This is a genomic window from Salmonella enterica subsp. arizonae, from assembly GCF_008692845.1.
Classification (GTDB): domain Bacteria; phylum Pseudomonadota; class Gammaproteobacteria; order Enterobacterales; family Enterobacteriaceae; genus Salmonella; species Salmonella arizonae.
Genome location: NZ_VXJW01000001.1, coordinates 172550 through 190808 on the forward strand (window position 1 = coordinate 172550; position 18259 = coordinate 190808).

General features: G+C 54.2%; 17 protein-coding genes. 11 read left to right on the forward strand and 6 right to left on the reverse strand.

Annotation, left to right across the window (positions count from 1 at the left end):
* Positions 1–103 precede the first annotated feature (103 nt).
* Positions 104–517 carry a peptide-methionine (R)-S-oxide reductase MsrB gene (gene msrB, locus F4V61_RS00915; RefSeq protein WP_001519539.1) on the forward strand — a complete coding sequence of 138 codons (414 nt, stop codon included), beginning with the start codon at positions 104–106 and terminating at the stop codon, positions 515–517.
* Between the two features lie 41 nt (positions 518–558).
* Positions 559–837 (forward strand): YeaC family protein, encoded by a 279-nt coding sequence (locus F4V61_RS00920; RefSeq protein ID WP_001046862.1) that lies wholly within the window; start codon positions 559–561, stop codon positions 835–837.
* Positions 838–1084: 247 nt separating this feature from the next.
* Here F4V61_RS00920 and pncA read toward each other — a convergent pair whose 3' ends face one another.
* From pncA to sppA, 3 genes are all read right to left on the reverse strand, one after another.
* Positions 1085–1741 (reverse strand): bifunctional nicotinamidase/pyrazinamidase, encoded by a 657-nt coding sequence (pncA, locus tag F4V61_RS00925; RefSeq protein ID WP_038396125.1) that lies wholly within the window; start codon positions 1739–1741, stop codon positions 1085–1087.
* Positions 1742–1767: 26 nt separating this feature from the next.
* Complete coding sequence (gene ansA, locus F4V61_RS00930; RefSeq protein ID WP_080152877.1) at positions 1768–2784, reverse strand: asparaginase; 1017 nt, start codon at positions 2782–2784, stop codon at positions 1768–1770.
* A gap of 86 nt (positions 2785–2870) precedes the next feature.
* The gene (sppA, locus tag F4V61_RS00935; RefSeq protein ID WP_038396123.1) at positions 2871–4727 is read right to left on the reverse strand and encodes a signal peptide peptidase SppA; all 1857 of its coding nucleotides are present in this window, start codon (positions 4725–4727) and stop codon (positions 2871–2873) included.
* Between the two features lie 173 nt (positions 4728–4900).
* Between sppA and F4V61_RS00940 the strand changes: the two genes are divergently transcribed.
* The 3 genes from F4V61_RS00940 to topB all read left to right on the forward strand — a co-directional run bounded on the left by F4V61_RS00940 (position 4901) and on the right by topB (position 8567).
* Positions 4901–5452, forward strand: a complete 552-nt coding sequence (locus tag F4V61_RS00940) for an NAD(P)H nitroreductase (RefSeq protein WP_000339320.1) — start codon at positions 4901–4903, stop codon at positions 5450–5452.
* 117 nt (positions 5453–5569) lie between these two features.
* The gene (selD, locus tag F4V61_RS00945) at positions 5570–6613 is read left to right on the forward strand and encodes a selenide, water dikinase SelD (protein WP_038396121.1); all 1044 of its coding nucleotides are present in this window, start codon (positions 5570–5572) and stop codon (positions 6611–6613) included.
* A gap of 4 nt (positions 6614–6617) precedes the next feature.
* Positions 6618–8567, forward strand: a complete 1950-nt coding sequence (gene topB / locus F4V61_RS00950) for a DNA topoisomerase III (protein WP_038396119.1) — start codon at positions 6618–6620, stop codon at positions 8565–8567.
* Positions 8568–8596: 29 nt separating this feature from the next.
* On the opposite strand, the gene gdhA is transcribed toward topB, so the two are convergent.
* Positions 8597–9940 (reverse strand): NADP-specific glutamate dehydrogenase, encoded by a 1344-nt coding sequence (gene gdhA, locus F4V61_RS00955; RefSeq protein WP_058819624.1) that lies wholly within the window; start codon positions 9938–9940, stop codon positions 8597–8599.
* 238 nt (positions 9941–10178) lie between these two features.
* Between gdhA and F4V61_RS00960 the strand changes: the two genes are divergently transcribed.
* Complete coding sequence (locus F4V61_RS00960) at positions 10179–10454, forward strand: YnjH family protein (protein WP_080161035.1); 276 nt, start codon at positions 10179–10181, stop codon at positions 10452–10454.
* Here the strand turns inward: F4V61_RS00960 and F4V61_RS00965 are convergent.
* Together F4V61_RS00965 and xthA are read right to left on the reverse strand one after the other, a co-directional pair.
* The gene (locus F4V61_RS00965; protein ID WP_000592143.1) at positions 10414–10830 is read right to left on the reverse strand and encodes a pyrimidine (deoxy)nucleoside triphosphate diphosphatase; all 417 of its coding nucleotides are present in this window, start codon (positions 10828–10830) and stop codon (positions 10414–10416) included. The two genes, F4V61_RS00960 and F4V61_RS00965, sit on opposite strands and share 41 nt — an antisense overlap.
* Positions 10831–10902: 72 nt before the next feature.
* Positions 10903–11709 (reverse strand): exodeoxyribonuclease III, encoded by an 807-nt coding sequence (gene xthA, locus F4V61_RS00970; protein WP_058819622.1) that lies wholly within the window; start codon positions 11707–11709, stop codon positions 10903–10905.
* Positions 11710–12153: 444 nt separating this feature from the next.
* Between xthA and astC the strand changes: the two genes are divergently transcribed.
* From astC to astE, 5 genes are read left to right on the forward strand one after another with little or no spacing between them, the layout of a single operon-like run.
* Complete coding sequence (astC, locus tag F4V61_RS00975) at positions 12154–13380, forward strand: succinylornithine/acetylornithine transaminase (protein ID WP_000059517.1); 1227 nt, start codon at positions 12154–12156, stop codon at positions 13378–13380.
* On the forward strand, positions 13371–14405 hold the full coding sequence (gene astA, locus F4V61_RS00980) for an arginine N-succinyltransferase (RefSeq protein WP_001263898.1): 1035 nt from the start codon (positions 13371–13373) through the stop codon (positions 14403–14405). Before astC ends, astA begins: the two co-directional genes overlap by 10 nt.
* The gene (astD, locus tag F4V61_RS00985) at positions 14402–15880 is read left to right on the forward strand and encodes a succinylglutamate-semialdehyde dehydrogenase (protein WP_080161034.1); all 1479 of its coding nucleotides are present in this window, start codon (positions 14402–14404) and stop codon (positions 15878–15880) included. Before astA ends, astD begins: the two co-directional genes overlap by 4 nt.
* Entirely contained in the window at positions 15877–17220 is a 1344-nt protein-coding gene (gene astB / locus F4V61_RS00990) for an N-succinylarginine dihydrolase (protein ID WP_058819620.1), read from the forward strand. The genes astD and astB overlap by 4 nt, the downstream gene beginning before the upstream one ends.
* On the forward strand, positions 17213–18181 hold the full coding sequence (gene astE / locus F4V61_RS00995) for a succinylglutamate desuccinylase (RefSeq protein ID WP_080161033.1): 969 nt from the start codon (positions 17213–17215) through the stop codon (positions 18179–18181). Before astB ends, astE begins: the two co-directional genes overlap by 8 nt.
* The last annotated feature ends 78 nt before the right edge of the window (positions 18182–18259 follow it).

Sequence of the window (18259 nt, forward strand, 5' to 3'; positions counted from 1 at the left end):
TTTCGCAATGATCAAGTTTAGAACAAAAGTTGGTACTGAGGTGTTAATGTTTTGTTAGAATCGGTCAGGCAATGTGAGCACGTTTAAAGTGAGATGTGAGCAAATGGCTAACCAACCTTCAGCAGAAGAACTCAAGAAAAAATTGTCCGAAATGCAATTCTATGTGACGCAGGATCGTGGCACAGAACCGCCATTTACCGGACGCCTGCTACATAATAAACGCGATGGGGTTTATCACTGTCTGGTCTGTGATACGCCGCTTTTTCACTCCCACACCAAATACGATTCAGGCTGCGGCTGGCCTAGCTTTTACCAGCCTGTCAGCGAAGAGGCGATTCGTTACATAGACGATTTTTCTCATGGCATGCAGCGTGTCGAAATTCGTTGCGGAAACTGCGATGCGCATCTCGGACACGTTTTCCCGGATGGTCCGCAGCCAACCGGTGAGCGCTATTGCGTTAATTCGGCCTCGCTGGCCTTTTCTGACGAGAAAAACGGCGATCAACTGAAAGGCTGAAAAAACGATTCAGCAAATTATTCCACAGGAGCGGACACATCATGAATCTTGATGAGATCATTAACAGCATGACGCCGGAAGTGTATCAACGTTTATCCACCGCCGTTGAGCTGGGTAAATGGCCGGATGGCGTGGCGTTGACGCCGGAACAGAAAGAAAACAGCCTGCAACTGGTGATGCTATGGCAGGCGCGGCACAATACCGAAGCGCAACATATGACGATCGATACTCACGGTCAGATGGTAATGAAAAGCAAGCAGCAGCTTAAAGCGGATTTCGGCATTACGCCAAAGCCGATTGCGACGCTGAAAATGCAGTAATAAGATAGAACCGTAGACCAGGTAAGATGTAGCCGCCCTCCGGCGATTCCATTGCCCGAGGAGTTGTACTGTGTACGATTTTGCGTTTTGTTTTGGCATTGAAACGAGAAGAGTTTCGTTAGAAGCGCTCTCCAGCCTGGGTTGAGCTTTGTCTGGTGACGATGCTAATGCAATGTATCCGGCCCCGGAAATCTACGCAATGGTCTCATCGTTGCGTGTTTATTGGCCGGATACGATACCTGCTCTGTTATTCGGCGACAACCTGACCCTGCGTTTCTTCCCAGTCTGCCAGGGTATACAGTGTTGCGCCTGCCGCCGCCATCTCCATAAACGCGTGCGCGCTATCCTGTGGCTGAATATTCACGCCGCGGCAGCCATCGGTAATAACGTTAACAGCATAGCCTAACTGTAATGCATCCAGTACCGTAAATTTTACGCAGTAATCGGTCGCCAACCCCAGCACGATAAGCTCGGTGACGTCATGCTCGCGAAGCCAGGCATCAAGGGTTGTTTTCTGCCGATGTTCGTTGTCAAAAAACGCGCTATAACTGTCAATCAGCGGGTTTTCACCCTTATAAATGGTAGCGTCAATCGCATGTTGGTTAAGCAGGGGATGTAACGCCGCGCCGTCGGTATGTTGAACACAGTGATCCGGCCAGAGCGTTTGCGGCAGACCGTCCAGTTCTCCCTGACTATAGGGTTCCGCCTGATGCTGACTGGCGAAACTGCCATGCCCGACGGGATGCCAGTCCTGGCTGGCGAGCACCGGAATCTGGCGGGGCTGGCACCAGTCAATAAGCCGGTTGGCGATGTCGATAGTGCTGTCGCCTTCCGGCACAGCCAGTGCGCCGCCAGCGCAGAAATCATTCTGTAAGTCGACCAGTAGTAAGGCCCGGTTTGTCATTATCTTCTCCTTGTCGTCGGGATTTTTTAATCATCCGGCGTCAATTCACCACGCAAGTTTTGCGCCATCGCGCTACGAATCGCCTGAGTGTCCAGACCCTGGCTTAACAAATAATGCAGTTTGGTTAAGGTAGCTTCGACGGTCATATCGGCACCGCCAATCACGCCAGCGTGCGCCAGCGCATTCCCGGTAGCGTACCCGCCCATATTGACTCGCCCTGACATGCATTGCGTCAGGTTAATCACGACGATGCCGCGTGAGCTGGCCTCTTTCAGCTCCTGCAAAAACGCTTTATTTTGCGGCGCGTTGCCTACGCCATAAGAGCGCAGAATCAGCGCTTTTACTGGCTGGCGCAGGAAGTTACATACTACCTCGGCGGAAATCCCTGGATAAATAGTCACGACACCTATCGGCTGCGGCGTAATAGGGTGAACGATTAACTCACCAGAACCGTAGGGCGCGGGAGGCGTATTTAAACGGCGAATGTGAATTCCTGCTTCCAGCAAGGGCGGCAGATTAGGAGAGGCAAAAGCGTCAAAACCATCCGCATGTGCTTTGGTCGTGCGATTACCGCGAAACAGACGATTGTTAAAAAACAGCGTTACTTCGTTAATAGGGTAGTTAGCGGCGACATAAAGCGCATTCAGTAAATTAATTTGCCCGTCGGAGCGCAGCTCGGCCAGCGGTATTTGTGACCCTGTCACAATAACCGGTTTACCCAGATTTTCCAGCATGAAAGAGAGCGCTGATGCGGTAAACGCCATCGTGTCGGTGCCGTGCAGAATAACAAAACCGTCATACTCGTCGTAGTGCGTTTTGATATCCTCAGCGATATGCTGCCAGTCTTCCGGCGTCATATCTGATGAATCCATCAGCGGGGCATATTCATGGATGGTAAAGTCCGGCATCTCCGGGCGATGGAACTCCGGCATCAGCGCTAGCTGACGCTGAAGATGCCCGGACACCGGGATATACCCCTGCTCTGAGCGCTGCATACCGATAGTACCGCCGGTATAGGCAACGTAAATTGATTTCTTTTGCATGATAATGTTAAGTCAGAACGTATTAATGAATATCGGATGGCGGCTATCACTGTACGCCGCCATCCGGCATGGCTATTGAGGAAGCATTAGCGAACGTTCGCGCACGTCAAACAGAACGCATAACGGTTTTGCGGATCGTTAAATGCCGCCAGTTTATCCCCTTCGGCTTTCACCGTGTTGGCGGCGGAAACGAGCGGCGCCGGGAGCATCGCCTGAATAGCCTCCGGCAGCATGGCGCGGACAGAACCGGTCATACTGTCCATTATCATATCAAGGACTGTTGGTTCGTTCTGATAGTAATCAAGATGCCACTGTTTCAGTTTCGCCAGCGCCGCCGCTTTGGCGACGGCGTCGTCAAAGTCGCCGAGCTTGTCCACCAGGCCATTGGCTTTTGCGTCTTGTCCGGTCCAGACGTGGCCCTGAGCGATTTTATCAATCTGTTCCGGCGTACGCTTACGCGCTTCTGCCACCAGCGTGATAAAGCGTTTGTAACCGTACTCAATACTGAGCTGCATCATCTGCTGCACTTCCGGCGACAGCGCTTTGGTCATCGAAATCTCCGCCAGCGGCGAGGTGGATACGCCGTCGCTGTGTACGCCAATCGACGACAGACTGTTTTCTACCGTATTAATGACGCCGAAGATACCAATTGAACCCGTCAGCGTGCTGGGACTGGCCACGATATAGTTTGCCGGCGTAGAGATCCAGTAACCGCCGGAGGCCGCCATGCCGCCCATCGAGACCACCACCGGTTTGCCAGCCGCTTTTACCGCCGCCAGTTCGGCGCGGATAACTTCGGAGGCATTGACGCTACCGCCAGGGCTATTGACGCGCAGCACAATCGCTTTCACTTTAGGATCGAGGCGTGCGTCGCGGATCTGCGATGCCGTAGTGTCGCCGCCGACATTCCCTGGCGTCTCTTCGCCATCCATAATCGCGCCATTGGCGAAAATAACCGCAATAGTACCGCCGTTATCCGCTGGTGTTTTCAGCGAATAATCGTAATAGCTGATCGCGCGATAGTTATTTTCAGTTTTACTCCAGCCAAACTGCTTCGTCAGCGCTTTTTCAACATCTGCGCTGGAAAGGAGGGCGTCCACCAGTTTATGGTCAAGCGCATATTTGGCAGTGTCGCCTCCTACACTTGTTAACCCGTCGATAATCGCCTGTGCGCCGGGAAAGAGCTGTTGCGGTGAAATCTGACGATTGGTGGAGACGGTATTCAGGTAATTTTGCCACAATTCGCCTATCCAGCGGCTGTCGGCCTCGCGAGCGGCGGGCGACATATCGTCGCGGATAAATGGCTCAACGGCGGATTTATAGGTGCCGACCCGGAAAACGTGGGTAGAGACTTTCAGTTTATCCAGCAGAGTTTTGTAGTACAGGCCATTAGTGGCGAAGCCGTGAAGATTTATCTGACCCTGCGGGGAGAGCCAGATTTTATTGGCGAAACTGGCGAGGTAATACTGGCCCTGGCTGTAGTTTTCACCCACAGCGAAAACCGGTTTGCCGCTGTCGCGGAATTCGCGCAGCGCTTTACCGATATAGCGCATGGACGGCTGATCGGCACCGGTGAAATTTTTCAGATCCAGAACGATACCGGTGATGTTACGGTCATCTTTAGCCTGACGAATAGCATTGACGATGTCAAACAGAGAGTTTTCCTGCAAACGGTTGGAGCTGGCGCCAAACAACTGGCGACCCAGCGCGCCCAGACGATGATTGGTGGACGGTTTATCCACAATAACGCCGGAAATATCCAGCAGCAGAGCGCCGCGCGCCGTTTGCTCACTGTTGCTGCCGTTACCGATCTGCATCCAGATCCCAACGCCTACCAGGACCAAAAAAATAAAGAACAGGTTGAGTACCATTTCACGGACGAAGTTCAACAATCGCCACGTCCATTTAAAAAATCCGGCAATAAATCGCCAAAGGGTTCGCATGTATTCTCCCTATCTGAGTAACAACGTTTATGCCTTAATGAGGATAAAGCATTAAGATGTGGCTATCGTAATGACCCATCAGGCAGTTGTCAGCAGGAATCACTGCCTGTGCTGTAACAAAATCCGCTCCCGTGTTAATTTTGTGAATAAATATCATTGGTGGAGTTAATCAAATGGATGCACTCGAACTGTTAGTCAACCGTCGTAGCGCCTCTCGTCTCGCAGAACCGGCGCCTGTCGGAGAGCAATTACAGAACATTCTGCGGGCGGGGATGCGTGTTCCCGATCATAAGTCGCTACAGCCGTGGCGTTTTTTTGTGATTGAAGGAGAAGGGCGCCACCGTTTCAGCGCCGTTCTTGAACAAGGCGCTGTTGCTGCCGGGGATGATGAGAAAGCGATTGAAAAAGCGCGCAATGCGCCGTTTCGCGCGCCGCTGATCATTACCGTGGTGGCGAAATGCGAAGAAAACCATAAGGTTCCCGTGTGGGAACAGGAGATGTCCGCCGGATGCGCGGTGATGGCGATGCAAATGGCGGCGATTGCGCAAGGGTTTAATGGTATCTGGCGTAGCGGCGCGTTAACTGAAAGCCCTGTCGTGCGGGAAGCCTTTGAATGCCGCCCTCAGGATAAAATCGTCGGTTTTCTCTATCTCGGCACGCCGCAGCTCAAAGCGTCAACCACGATCAGTACGCCCGATCCCACGCCATTTGTGCGTTATTTCTGACGCAGAGGGATAAAACTGTCTGGTTTCTGAGCAAAGGCGCGGTAATTCAGACAGTGATACTTACTACATCAGGGAATGAGCGCTACCATAGCGCGATTGCAATGACAGGAGATGTCCATGAGCGAGCAAGCCATTCGTTTAACGCAATACAGCCACGGAGCCGGTTGCGGTTGTAAAATTTCCCCAAAAGTGCTGGAGACTATTCTGCACAGCGAGCAGGCGAAGTTCGTCGACCCGAATCTGTTGGTGGGTAATGAAACCCGCGATGACGCGGCGGTTTATGATCTGGGTAATGGCACCAGTATTATCAGTACCACCGACTTCTTTATGCCCATAGTCGATAACCCGTTTGATTTTGGCCGCATTGCGGCAACAAACGCCATCAGCGATATTTTTGCGATGGGCGGCAAACCGATTATGGCGATCGCGATCCTTGGCTGGCCGATCAATACCCTGTCGCCTGAGATTGCGCGCGAAGTAACCGAGGGCGGACGTTTTGCCTGCCGTCAGGCTGGTATCGCGCTGGCGGGCGGACACTCTATTGACGCTCCGGAGCCGATCTTTGGTCTCGCGGTCACAGGCGTGGTGCCAACCGAACGGGTGAAGAAAAACAGTACCGCGCAGGCCGGATGCAAACTCTTCCTGACCAAACCGTTGGGGATTGGCGTGTTGACCACCGCCGAGAAAAAATCGCTGCTTAAACCTGAACATCAGGGGCTGGCGACGGAGGTCATGTGTCGGATGAACATTGCTGGCGCGGCTTTTGCCAATATCGACGGCGTAAAAGCCATGACTGACGTTACCGGTTTTGGTCTGCTGGGACACCTGAGCGAGATGTGCCAGGGCGCAGGCGTGCAGGCGCTGCTTCGCTATCAGGACATCCCTAAACTGCCGGGCGTGGAAGAGTATATTGCTCTGGGCGCCGTACCGGGCGGCACAGAGCGCAACTTCGCCAGCTATGGTCATCTGATGGGCGACATGTCGCGTGAAGTTCGTAGCCTGCTGTGCGATCCGCAAACGTCAGGCGGTCTGCTGTTGGCGGTAACGCCGGACGCCGAAGACGATGTTAAAGCCACCGCGGCGGAATTTGGTATCGATCTGACCGCGATTGGCGAACTGGTCGACGCCCGTGGCGGTCGCGCTATGGTTGAGATTCGTTAACCTGATGCGGTTGTTTATTGCCGAAAAACCGAGTCTGGGGCGCGCCATTGCGGATGTGCTGCCAAAACCGCACCGTAAAGGCGATGGTTTTATTGAGTGCGGAAACGGGCAGGTCGTCACTTGGTGTATTGGTCATTTGCTGGAACAGGCGCAGCCCGATGCGTATGACAGCCGTTATGCGCGCTGGAATCTGGCTGACCTGCCTATCGTGCCGGAAAAATGGCAGCTTCAGCCTCGTCCTTCCGTCACCAAACAGCTCAATGTGATTAAGCGCTTTTTGCATCAAGCCGGTGAAATTATTCACGCCGGCGACCCGGATCGCGAAGGACAGCTTCTGGTTGATGAAGTGCTGGATTATCTCCAGCTTCCTGCCGAAAAGCGCCAGCAGGTGCGGCGTTGTCTGATAAACGACCTTAACCCGCAGGCGGTCGAGCGTGCTATCGACAGGCTGCGAGCGAACAGCGACTTCGTGCCGCTATGCGTCTCCGCGCTGGCGCGAGCGCGAGCGGACTGGCTGTATGGCATTAATATGACCCGCGCTTACACGATCCTGGGCCGTAATGCCGGCTATCAGGGCGTGTTATCCGTGGGACGCGTGCAGACGCCGGTACTGGGGCTGGTGGTGCGGCGAGATGAAGAGATTGAGAACTTCGTCGCCAAAGACTTCTTTGAAGTAAAGGCGCACATCGTTACGCCTGCCGACGAGCGTTTTACCGCTATCTGGCAGCCGAGCGAGGCGTGCGAACCTTATCAGGATGAAGAGGGGCGCTTGCTTCATCGTCCGCTGGCGGAGCATGTAGTGAACCGAATCAACGGTCAGCCCGCGCTGGTAACCAGTTATAATGATAAACGGGAATCAGAATCCGCGCCGCTGCCGTTTTCGCTCTCGACGCTACAGATTGAAGCCGCCAAACGCTTTGGCCTGAGCGCGCAAAACGTGCTTGATATTTGTCAGAAGCTATATGAAACCCACAAACTAATTACCTATCCGCGTTCCGACTGCCGTTATCTGCCGGAAGAACACTTTGCCGGACGGCAGGCGGTGATGAACGCGATTAGCGTCCACGCCCCGGATTTACTGCCGCAGCCTGTTGTTGATCCTGATACGCGCAATCGCTGCTGGGATGACAAAAAAGTGGATGCGCACCACGCGATTATCCCGACGGCGCGCAGTTCTTCTGTCCATCTGACGGAAAACGAAGCGAAAGTTTACACCCTGATTGCGCGTCAGTATCTGATGCAGTTCTGTCCGGACGCGGTGTTTCGTAAATGTGTTATTGAACTGGAAATCGCCAAAGGGAAATTTGTCGCTAAAGCGCGTTTTCTGGCGGAGGCTGGCTGGCGAACGTTGCTGGGCAGCAAAGAGCGCGACGAGGAGAACGACGGTACGCCGCTACCGGTCGTCGCGAAAGGCGATGAGTTGCTGTGCGAAAAAGGTGAAGTGGTCGAACGACAAACCCAGCCGCCACGCCATTTCACCGATGCGACACTGCTTTCAGCGATGACCGGAATTGCCCGCTTCGTGCAGGATAAAGATCTGAAAAAGATCCTGCGCGCGACCGATGGGCTGGGGACGGAAGCCACGCGAGCCGGGATTATCGAATTGCTGTTCAAACGCAGCTTTCTGACTAAAAAAGGGCGCTACATTCATTCTACCGAGGCCGGAAAAGCGTTAATCCACTCGCTGCCGGAAATGGCGGCCCGTCCGGATATGACCGCGCACTGGGAATCTGTTTTGACGCAAATCAGCGAAAAGCAGTGCCGTTACCAGGATTTTATGCAACCGCTGGTCGGCACGTTGTACCAGTTGATCGATCAGGCTAAGCGCACGCCAGTGAAGCGCTTCAGAGGGATAGTCGCGCCAGGCGGCGGAGAAAAGAAAAAGAGCGCGCCGCGCAAGCGAGCGGGCAAAAAAAGCCCGCCTGCTGAGGAGACAGGCCGTCAGACCGAATAAGCGCAAAGCCATCTGGCCTGACGACGGGATTAAATGACGCCCTGCGCCAGCATGGCGTCGGCGACTTTCACGAAACCGGCGATGTTGGCGCCCTGAACGTAGTTGGTATGCTTATTGTCGCTGCCGTATTCCACACAGGAGTGGTGGATATCCAGCATAATGTGATGCAAACGGGCATCCACTTTCTCGGCTTTCCAGCTTAAACGCGCGGCGTTCTGCGCCATTTCCAGCCCCGATGTCGCTACGCCGCCCGCGTTGGCGGCTTTGCCCGGCGCAAACAGTACGCCCGCCTCAAGGAACAGATCGGTCGCTTCAATCGTGGTTGGCATATTTGCGCCTTCCGCCACCGCTTTTACGCCATTGGCAATCAGTACGCGCGCCGCGTCAACATCCAATTCATTTTGCGTCGCGCACGGCAGAGCGATATCCACCGGTACGCTCCAGGGCTGCTGGCTTTCCAGATAGATTAACCCGAACTCACGGGCGTAGTCAGCGACGCGCCCATCGCGGCTGGCTTTAATTTCACACAGACGCGCCAGCTTTTCTTGCGTGAAACCACTTTCGTCGACAACCGTACCGCTCGAATCCGATGCGGTAACCACGCGCGCGCCAAAGGCCATCGCTTTCTCAATGGCGTATTGCGCTACGTTGCCTGAGCCAGAAACGGCGACGCGCATTCCTTCAAAACCGAGACCATGACGTTTAAGCATCGCTTCGGTGAAGTAGACCAGGCCATAGCCTGTTGCTTCCGGACGAATCAGGCTACCGCCGAAGGAAAGCCCTTTGCCAGTGAAGACGCAGGCGCTGTTATTGGAAAGCTTACGCATCATTCCCGCCATAAAACCCACTTCGCGTCCGCCCACGCCGATATCACCGGCAGGCACGTCGGTATCTGGCCCTAAATGGCGATACAGTTCGGTCATCAGCGCCTGGCAGAAACGCATCACTTCGCCTTCGCTTTTCCCTTTCGGATCGAAATCGCTGCCGCCTTTACCGCCGCCCATCGGCAATGTGGTGAGGGCATTTTTAAAGGTTTGTTCGAAGCCGAGGAATTTAAGAATGGACAGATTTACCGAAGGGTGGAAGCGCATACCACCTTTATAGGGGCCAATCGCGGCATTAAACTGCACGCGCCAGGCGCGATTTACCTGTACCTGGTTTCTGTCGTCCAGCCATACTACGCGAAACTGGATCACGCGCTCTGGCTCAACCAAACGTTCCAGTAAAGACATGTGGCGGTAACGGGGATTTTGTTCAAGAAACGGCCACAGGGTGGTCATGACTTCACGGACGGCTTGCGCGAACTCAGTTTGATGCGGGTCGCGCTTTTGTACATGGGTGAGGAACGATTCCAGAGAACATGTCTGATCCATAGATATAAAAACCTCTTATATATTAATGTGGTTGTATTTGCGTGTTATCAGAATAAGTGTTTGCAGTTTTCGACTATACCATCAGCAATGTGACGGTAAGCAAGGAAAAAATGATGCCGCTAAGTAAATTCATAACGGAACGAGGGTCATAACTAAACGCGATGACGAAAGAGGATTAAAGTTTTCGCATCGGTTTACCGTTATACTGAGAATATGCTCAGAAAAATAAGGAAATCCTATGCGCCGAAGCCTTGTGGCCGCCGCGATGGCGGTCATACCAATGGTCGCGCTGGCAAACCAGAGCAGTCGTCCTGATATACAAGTGAATGTCCCGCCGGAAGTTTTCAGCACGCGCGGTCAGTCGTCCCAGCCCTGCATTCAGTGCTGCGTTTACCTGGATCAGAATTACTCCGAAGGCGCGGTAATAAAAGTGGAAGGGGTATTGCTCCAGTGCCAACGTGACGAAAAAACCATCAGCACGAATCCGTTAGTCTGGCGTCGCGTAACGCCATAAACGTCTGCAATAGAGGAATATCTGCCGGGACGAGAGGATATTCCAGCGCCTCTTCCGGCGTACACCAGGCTAATGCCTGATGTTCCAGCGCGCGTATCAGACCGTTAAATGCAGGCACATGCCAGGCGTGTAAATGAATCCGTCGGCCAGATATGTCGCGTTGATGGCTGGCGATATAGGCGCCGGGCGTGGCGTCAATGCCTAACTCCTCGCGTAACTCGCGGACAAGCGCCTGCGGCTGAGTTTCGCCGGGTTCGACTTTACCCCCGGCAAACTCCCATAAACCGGCTTGATCCGCATGATTCGGGCGCTGGGCCAGCAGAATTTTGCCGTCGCGTTCAATGATGGCGGCAACAACATCAAGTTTTTTTATCATCGTCGTTAAGGTTGCTATTCCTGCCGGGAAGCGTCGCACTACCCCGGCCTTACGGTCAATCAGGCGGCTGAATCAAACGCGAAACGTCGCCCAGACCGGCGCATGGTCGGAGGGTTTTTCCATACTGCGAATGTCGTAGTCAATACCGGTTTCTGCGCAACGTTCCGCCAACGGGCGGCTTGCCAGCAAAAGATCTATTCGCAGTCCGCGATTATCCACGAAACCCTTAGAGCGGTAATCAAACCATGAGAATTTATCCACCGTTTCCGGATTCGCCTGACGGAACGTGTCCACTAATCCCCACTTCAGCAACCGAGACATCCATTCACGCTCCTCCGGCAGGAAGGAGCATTTACCGGTTCGCAGCCAGCGTCTGCGGTTCTCTTCGCCTATACCAATATCCAGGTCGGTCGGGCTGATATTCATGTCGCCCATAATCAATACCGGATTATCACATTTGAGTTCGGTCTCAAGATAATTTTGCAAGTTCTGGTAAAACTGCGCTTTTGCGGGAAACTTGAGCGGATGATCCCGGCTTTCTCCCTGAGGGAAATAGCCGTTAATGACGGTGATATTACCCAGCGGGGAGGGAATCTCCGCCATGATAATGCGACGCTGCGCCTCTTCGCCATCATCCGGAAAACCGCGTCTGACGGAAATTGGCGTGGCTTTCGTTAGCAGCGCGACGCCGTAATGCCCTTTTTGTCCGTGATAGAAAACGTTATAGCCCAGCTTCGCGACCTCTTCGAGCGGGAACATCTCATCGTGAACTTTTGTCTCCTGTAGGCCGATCACATCGGGCTGGTGTTTTTCGACAATCGCTTCAAGCTGATGGGGACGGGCGCGCAGGCCGTTGATATTAAAAGAGACAAATTTCATAGTTACTGCCACTTTGCAAGATGAATAGTGTTGGGATGGTAGCAGAAATTTTACCGGGTGACTGCCACTCATCATCGGTTTCGGCCAATTGAAGCGTAGGGGTTTTCTATAGCGCAAAAATGGCGTTGCTTGAGTGTAAATGCACCAGAACGGAGCGGTAATTTCCAGTAAATTTCGTATAAGATCACAATTCCAGAATTATATTTGGCAACTGAATAATATTTCGCTTTTTCCTCTTTTTAGTCACCGACTATGCGGAAATATTCACTTTCCATGCAGTAAAAGTGAATATCGCTACGTTGTAACTTCTTGATTTACCGTTCATCACTTTCGTTTATGCAATTTTAGCGCTGGCTGGCACGAACGCTGCAATCTACATTTACAGCGCAAACACACATATTAATTAACATATAAATAACTTTATTTTTACTAAAAGGGGTCGCTATGTCTCTGTCAGTTACGCGTGAAAACTTTGATGAATGGATGGTGCCGGTTTATGTTCCCGCGCCTTTTATTCCTGTTCGCGGAGAAGGTTCACGCCTGTGGGATCAGCAGGGGAAAGAGTACATTGATTTTGCTGGCGGGATCGCGGTCAATGCATTGGGACATGCGCATCCGGCGCTGCGCGAAGCGTTAAATGAACAGGCAAGTCGCTTCTGGCATACCGGGAATGGCTACACCAATGAACCGGCGCTGCGACTGGCGAAAAAACTCATTGACGCCACCTTTGCCGAACGCGTTTTCTTTTGTAATTCGGGCGCTGAAGCGAATGAAGCAGCGTTAAAACTGGCGCGCAAATACGCCCACGATCGTGTCGGCAACTATAAAGGCGGCATTGTGGCCTTTAAAAATGCGTTCCACGGTCGCACGCTCTTTACCGTAAGCGCTGGCGGCCAACCAGCGTATTCACAGGACTTTGCGCCGCTGCCGCCTGATATTCGTCACGCAGCCTATAACGATTTGAACTCCGCCAGCGCACTAATTGATGACAATACCTGCGCTGTGATCGTGGAGCCAATTCAGGGCGAGGGCGGCGTGATCCCCGCCACGAAAGCCTTTTTGCAGGGACTACGTGAATTGTGCGACCGGCATCAGGCGTTACTGATTTTTGATGAAGTGCAGACGGGCGTCGGACGTACCGGCGAACTGTATGCGTATATGCATTATGGCGTTACGCCCGATATCCTGACGACCGCTAAAGCGTTGGGCGGCGGCTTCCCGATTGGCGCTATGCTGACGACGCAAGACTATGCCAGCGTCATGACGCCAGGCACGCATGGCACCACCTACGGCGGTAATCCGCTGGCGACGGCCGTCGCCGGAAAAGTGCTGGATATCATCAATACACCGGAGATGCAAAACGGCGTCAGGCAGCGCCACGACGCGTTTATTGAACGGCTAACTACGATTAATGAACGTTTTGGAATGTTCAGTGAAATTCGCGGGCTGGGGCTACTGCTTGGCTGTGCGCTACAGGGGGAGTTTGCTGGAAAAGCCAAACTCATCGCCCAGGAAGCGGCAAAAGCAGGCGTCATGGTGCTTATCGCCGGCGGTGACGTGGTGCGTTTTGCGCCAGCGTTAAATGTGAGCGACGAGGAAATAGCCACCGGGCTTGATCGTTTTACCCAGGCATGCGGACGCATTCAAACGGGAGGCGCATCATGCGGGTGATTCGTCCTGTCGAACATGCGGATATCGCCGCGCTGATGCGGCTTGCAGGAAAAACGGGCGGCGGCTTAACCTCGCTACCGGCAAATGAAGCGACGCTGGCGGCCCGCATTGAGCGTGCTCGGAAAACCTGGTCTGACGATCTGCCAAAAAGCGAGCAAGGGTATGTGTTTGTTCTGGAGGACAGTGAAACGGGAGAGGTCGGCGGGATCTGCGCCATTGAGGTTGCGGTCGGCCTCAACGATCCCTGGTATAACTATCGTGTCGGTACATTGGTTCATGCCTCCAAAGAGCTGAATGTATACAACGCGTTGCCAACATTATTCCTGAGTAATGATCACACCGGCAGCAGTGAACTTTGCACGCTGTTTCTTGATCCCGAATGGCGTAAAGAGGGTAACGGCTACGTGTTGTCAAAATCGCGTTTTATGTTTATGGCCGCGTTTCGCGATAAATTCAATGAGAAAGTGGTGGCGGAAATGCGCGGCGTCATTGACGAGCACGGTTACTCTCCCTTCTGGCAAAGCCTCGGCAAACGCTTTTTTTCAATGGATTTCAGCCGCGCGGACTTTTTATGCGGTACTGGGCAAAAGGCGTTTATCGCCGAGCTGATGCCTAAACATCCTATCTATACCCATTTCTTATCTGAAGAGGCACAGGCTGTGATTGGCGAAGTTCACCCGCAAACGGCGCCAGCCCGCGCGGTACTGGAAAAAGAGGGCTTTCGCTATCGCCACTATATCGACATCTTCGACGGCGGACCGACCCTGGAGTGTGATATTGATCGCGTGCGGGCCATTCGTAAAAGCCGGTTGGTGGAGATCGCTGAAGGTCAACCCGCGCCTGGCGACTATCCGGCATGTCTGGTGGCCAATGAAAACTATCACCACTTTCGGGCCGCGCTGGTGCGTGCCGATCCGCAGACTTCACGACTGGTATTTACCGCCGCGCAGTTGGATGCGCTGAAATGTCGCGCGGGAGACCACGTTCGGCTGGTACGTCTTTGCGCAGAGGAGAAAACTGTATGACGCTATGGATAAATGGCGACTGGATAACCGGTCAGGGCGAGCGCCGCAGCAAAACCAATCCGGTGAGCGCGGAGATACTTTGGCAGGGGAATGACGCGGATGCGGCGCAGGTCGCCGGGGCTTGTGAGGCGGCGCGCGCGGCGTTTCCTTGCTGGGCCAGACAGCCTTTTGCGGCGCGACAGGCCATCGTAGAGAAATTTGCCGTTTTGCTGGAGGAGCATAAAGCCGAACTCACGGCGGTTATCGCGCGTGAAACCGGTAAACCGCGCTGGGAGGCGGCAACGGAGGTTACGGCGATGATCAATAAGATCGCCATCTCTATCAAGGCGTATCATGCCAGAACAGGCGAACAAACAAGCGAACTTGCCGATGGCGCCGCGACGTTACGCCATAGACCTCACGGTGTGCTGGCAGTATTCGGTCCTTATAACTTTCCCGGTCATTTACCGAATGGGCATATTGTGCCCGCGTTGCTGGCAGGCAATACGCTGATCTTCAAGCCCAGCGAGCTAACGCCGTGGACCGGGGAAACGGTAATAAAACTCTGGGAGCGGGCGGGGCTACCGGCAGGCGTTCTTAATCTGGTTCAGGGCGGTCGGGAGACCGGACACGCTCTGAGTTTGCTCGACGATCTCGACGGGCTGCTGTTTACCGGCAGCGCCAGTACCGGATATCAGCTTCATCGCCAGCTATCCGGCCAGCCAGAAAAAATTCTTGCCCTTGAAATGGGCGGAAACAATCCGCTCATTATTGAGGACGCGGAAGATATTGATGCGGCGGTACATCTGACGTTGCAATCGGCGTTTATTACCGCCGGACAGCGCTGCACCTGCGCGCGACGCCTTCTGGTAAAACAGGGCGTGCAGGGCGATGCATTTCTGGCGCGGCTGGTTGATGTCGCCGGACGCCTGCAACCCGGCAGGTGGGATGACGATCCGCAGCCGTTTATCGGCGGACTGATTTCAGCGCAGGCGGCGCAACATGTCATTGAGGCCTGGCACCAACGAGAGGCATTAGGCGGACGCACGCTACTGGCGCCGCGGAAGGTCAAAGAGGGAACCTCCCTGCTTACGCCTGGCATCATTGAACTGACGAGTGTCACGGATGTGCCGGATGAAGAGGTGTTTGGTCCGCTACTGAGCGTCTGGCGTTATGATCATTTCGATGAGGCGATTCATCTGGCGAATAGCACCCGTTTTGGCCTGTCGTGTGGACTGGTGTCGACGGATCGCGCACAGTTCGAACAGCTCTTGCTGGAAGCGCGGGCAGGAATCGTTAACTGGAATAAGCCGCTCACCGGGGCGGCGAGCACCTCGCCGTTTGGCGGTGTCGGCGCGTCCGGCAATCATCGGCCCAGCGCCTGGTACGCCGCTGATTATTGCGCCTGGCCGATGGCCACTCTGGAATCTCCCGAACTGACGTTGCCTGCGACATTAAGCCCCGGCCTCGATTTTTCTCGCAGGGAGGCGGTATGACAGCGCATGAAGTTAATTTTGACGGACTGGTGGGGCTGACTCACCATTACGCCGGGCTATCCTTCGGCAATGAAGCGTCGACCCGCCACCGTTTTCAGGTGGCGAACCCTCTTCTGGCGGTGAAGCAGGGGCTGCTAAAGATGAAAGCACTGGCGGATGCCGGCTTTCCCCAGGCCGTGATCCCGCCGCATGAGCGGCCTTTTATTCCGGCGTTGCGTCAGCTCGGCTTCAGCGGTAACGACGAGCAGATTCTGGATAAGGTTGCCCGTCAGGCACCGCGCTGGCTTTCCCGCGTGAGTTCCGCTTCGCCAATGTGGGTTGCGAATGCGGCGACGGTTTGCCCGTCGGCAGACGCGCTGGACGGGAAAGTACATCTGACGGTGGCGAATTTAAACAATAAATTTCATCGTTCTCTTGAGGCGCCAGTCACGGAAGCGTTGTTACGTACCATATTCCGCGATGAAAGTCGGTTTTCGCTGCATAGCGCATTACCGCAGGTAGCATTATTGGGAGATGAAGGGGCGGCGAATCATAACCGTCTTGGCGGCGAGTATGGTTTGGCAGGCGTGCAGCTTTTTGTCTATGGACGCGAAGAGGGGAACGAAAAGCGACCCGCTCGTTATCCGGCGCGCCAGACCCGCGAAGCCAGCGAGGCCGTGGCGCGACTTAATCAGGTGAATCCCCAACAGGTTATCTTCGCTCAGCAAAACCCGGAAGCTATCGATCAAGGCGTATTTCATAATGATGTCATCGCCGTCTCGAATCGCCAGGTATTGTTTTGTCACGAAGCGGCGTTTGCCCGGCAGGAAAGGCTCATCAATCACTTGCGCACGCGCGTTGATGGTTTTATGGCGATAGAGGTACCCGCCGACGAGGTTTCCGTGTCAGATGCCGTGGCGACCTACCTGTTTAATAGCCAGTTGTTAAGCCGTGACGACGGATCAATGTTGTTAGTATTGCCCCAGGAATGTCAGGACCATGTCGGCGTCTGGCGCTATCTGAACAAGCTGGTGGCGGAAGACAACCCAATCAGCGCGATGCAGGTGTTTGATTTGCGGGAAAGTATGGCCAACGGCGGCGGCCCGGCCTGCCTGCGATTACGCGTAGTGCTAACAGAAGAAGAGCAACGGGCGGTGAATCCAGCGGTAATGATGAATGACGCTCTGTTTACGGCCCTCAATGCGTGGGCGGAGCGTTTTTATCGCGATCGCCTGACCGCCGCCGATCTTGCCGATCCGTTATTACTGCGAGAAGGTCGGGAGGCTCTGGATGTGTTAACGCGACTGCTTGATCTTGGGTCGGTTTATCCTTTCCAGCAAACGGGGGCGGCTGATGGATAACTTTCTGTCGTTGACGTTAACCGGAGAGACTCCACGGGTGACGCAGGGCAAGGGCGCTGATTTTCGCTGGCGCTGGTTAGGTCATGGTCTGCTTGAACTCACGCCCAATGCGCCGGTTGACCGCGCGTTGATTCTTTCTGCGGGAATACACGGTAATGAAACCGCGCCGGTAGAGATGCTGGATAAACTGCTGTCGGCGCTATATATCGGCAGCTTGTCTTTAACGTGGCGAGTGTTGGTGGTATTCGGTAATCCGCAGGCGCTGGCGGCGGGAAAGCGCTATTGCCATAGTGATATGAACCGTATGTTCGGTAGGCGCTGGCAGTCCTTTGCCGAAAGCGATGAAACGCGGCGGGCGCGTGAGTTGGAGCTAAGCCTGGAGACATTCTTTTCATACGAGCAGGCGCGGATACGCTGGCACCTGGATCTGCATACCGCCATTCGTGGCTCGCATCATTTGCGCTTTGGCATACTGCCGCAACGCGACCGACCGTGGGATACAGATTTTCTGGCGTGGCTGGGCGCGGCCGGGCTGGAGGCGCTGGTATTTCATCAGGTGCCGGGCGGTACGTTTACGCACTTTAGTACTGAACATTTCGGGGCGCTTTCCTGTACGCTGGAGCTGGGGAAGGCGCTGCCGTTTGGGCAAAACGATCTGGCGCAGTTCAGCGTAACTTCGCAGGCGTTGTCGGCGCTGCTGGGGGGGCTGGTAATGCCAACCTCGTCTTCATTGCCGTTACGGTATCGGGTGGTGTCGCAAATCACGCGTCACAGCGATAATTTCGCGCTTTATATGGATGCGCAAACGCTGAATTTTACTGCCTTTACGAAGGGGACATTACTGGCCGAGGAGGGGGACAAGCGCGTGACGGTGACGCATGACGTTGAATATGTTCTCTTTCCTAACCCCGCCGTTGCCTGCGGATTGCGGGCCGGATTAATGCTGGAAAGGCTTCCCTGATAAATTTCCCTGTAAGATCACGTTATGTTACAGGGATGATTTAGGATAGCGCTTCACGCTATTACGGATTATTCCTGG

What these genes read in the sequence shown, in the direction of transcription:
- astD (WP_080161034.1), top strand. Translation starts at nt 14,402, where the DNA reads ATGACGCTATGGATAAATGGCGACTGGATAACCGGTCAGGGCGAGCGC.
- topB (WP_038396119.1), top strand. Translation starts at nt 6,618, where the DNA reads ATGCGGTTGTTTATTGCCGAAAAACCGAGTCTGGGGCGCGCCATTGCG.
- selD (WP_038396121.1), top strand. Translation starts at nt 5,570, where the DNA reads ATGAGCGAGCAAGCCATTCGTTTAACGCAATACAGCCACGGAGCCGGT.
- ansA (WP_080152877.1), bottom strand. Translation starts at nt 2,784, where the DNA reads ATGCAAAAGAAATCAATTTACGTTGCCTATACCGGCGGTACTATCGGT.
- pncA (WP_038396125.1), bottom strand. Translation starts at nt 1,741, where the DNA reads ATGACAAACCGGGCCTTACTACTGGTCGACTTACAGAATGATTTCTGC.
- msrB (WP_001519539.1), top strand. Translation starts at nt 104, where the DNA reads ATGGCTAACCAACCTTCAGCAGAAGAACTCAAGAAAAAATTGTCCGAA.
- sppA (WP_038396123.1), bottom strand. Translation starts at nt 4,727, where the DNA reads ATGCGAACCCTTTGGCGATTTATTGCCGGATTTTTTAAATGGACGTGG.
- F4V61_RS00965 (WP_000592143.1), bottom strand. Translation starts at nt 10,830, where the DNA reads ATGATAAAAAAACTTGATGTTGTTGCCGCCATCATTGAACGCGACGGC.
- astA (WP_001263898.1), top strand. Translation starts at nt 13,371, where the DNA reads ATGCGGGTGATTCGTCCTGTCGAACATGCGGATATCGCCGCGCTGATG.
- gdhA (WP_058819624.1), bottom strand. Translation starts at nt 9,940, where the DNA reads ATGGATCAGACATGTTCTCTGGAATCGTTCCTCACCCATGTACAAAAG.
- astC (WP_000059517.1), top strand. Translation starts at nt 12,154, where the DNA reads ATGTCTCTGTCAGTTACGCGTGAAAACTTTGATGAATGGATGGTGCCG.
- astE (WP_080161033.1), top strand. Translation starts at nt 17,213, where the DNA reads ATGGATAACTTTCTGTCGTTGACGTTAACCGGAGAGACTCCACGGGTG.
- xthA (WP_058819622.1), bottom strand. Translation starts at nt 11,709, where the DNA reads ATGAAATTTGTCTCTTTTAATATCAACGGCCTGCGCGCCCGTCCCCAT.
- astB (WP_058819620.1), top strand. Translation starts at nt 15,877, where the DNA reads ATGACAGCGCATGAAGTTAATTTTGACGGACTGGTGGGGCTGACTCAC.
- F4V61_RS00940 (WP_000339320.1), top strand. Translation starts at nt 4,901, where the DNA reads ATGGATGCACTCGAACTGTTAGTCAACCGTCGTAGCGCCTCTCGTCTC.
- F4V61_RS00960 (WP_080161035.1), top strand. Translation starts at nt 10,179, where the DNA reads ATGCGCCGAAGCCTTGTGGCCGCCGCGATGGCGGTCATACCAATGGTC.
- F4V61_RS00920 (WP_001046862.1), top strand. Translation starts at nt 559, where the DNA reads ATGAATCTTGATGAGATCATTAACAGCATGACGCCGGAAGTGTATCAA.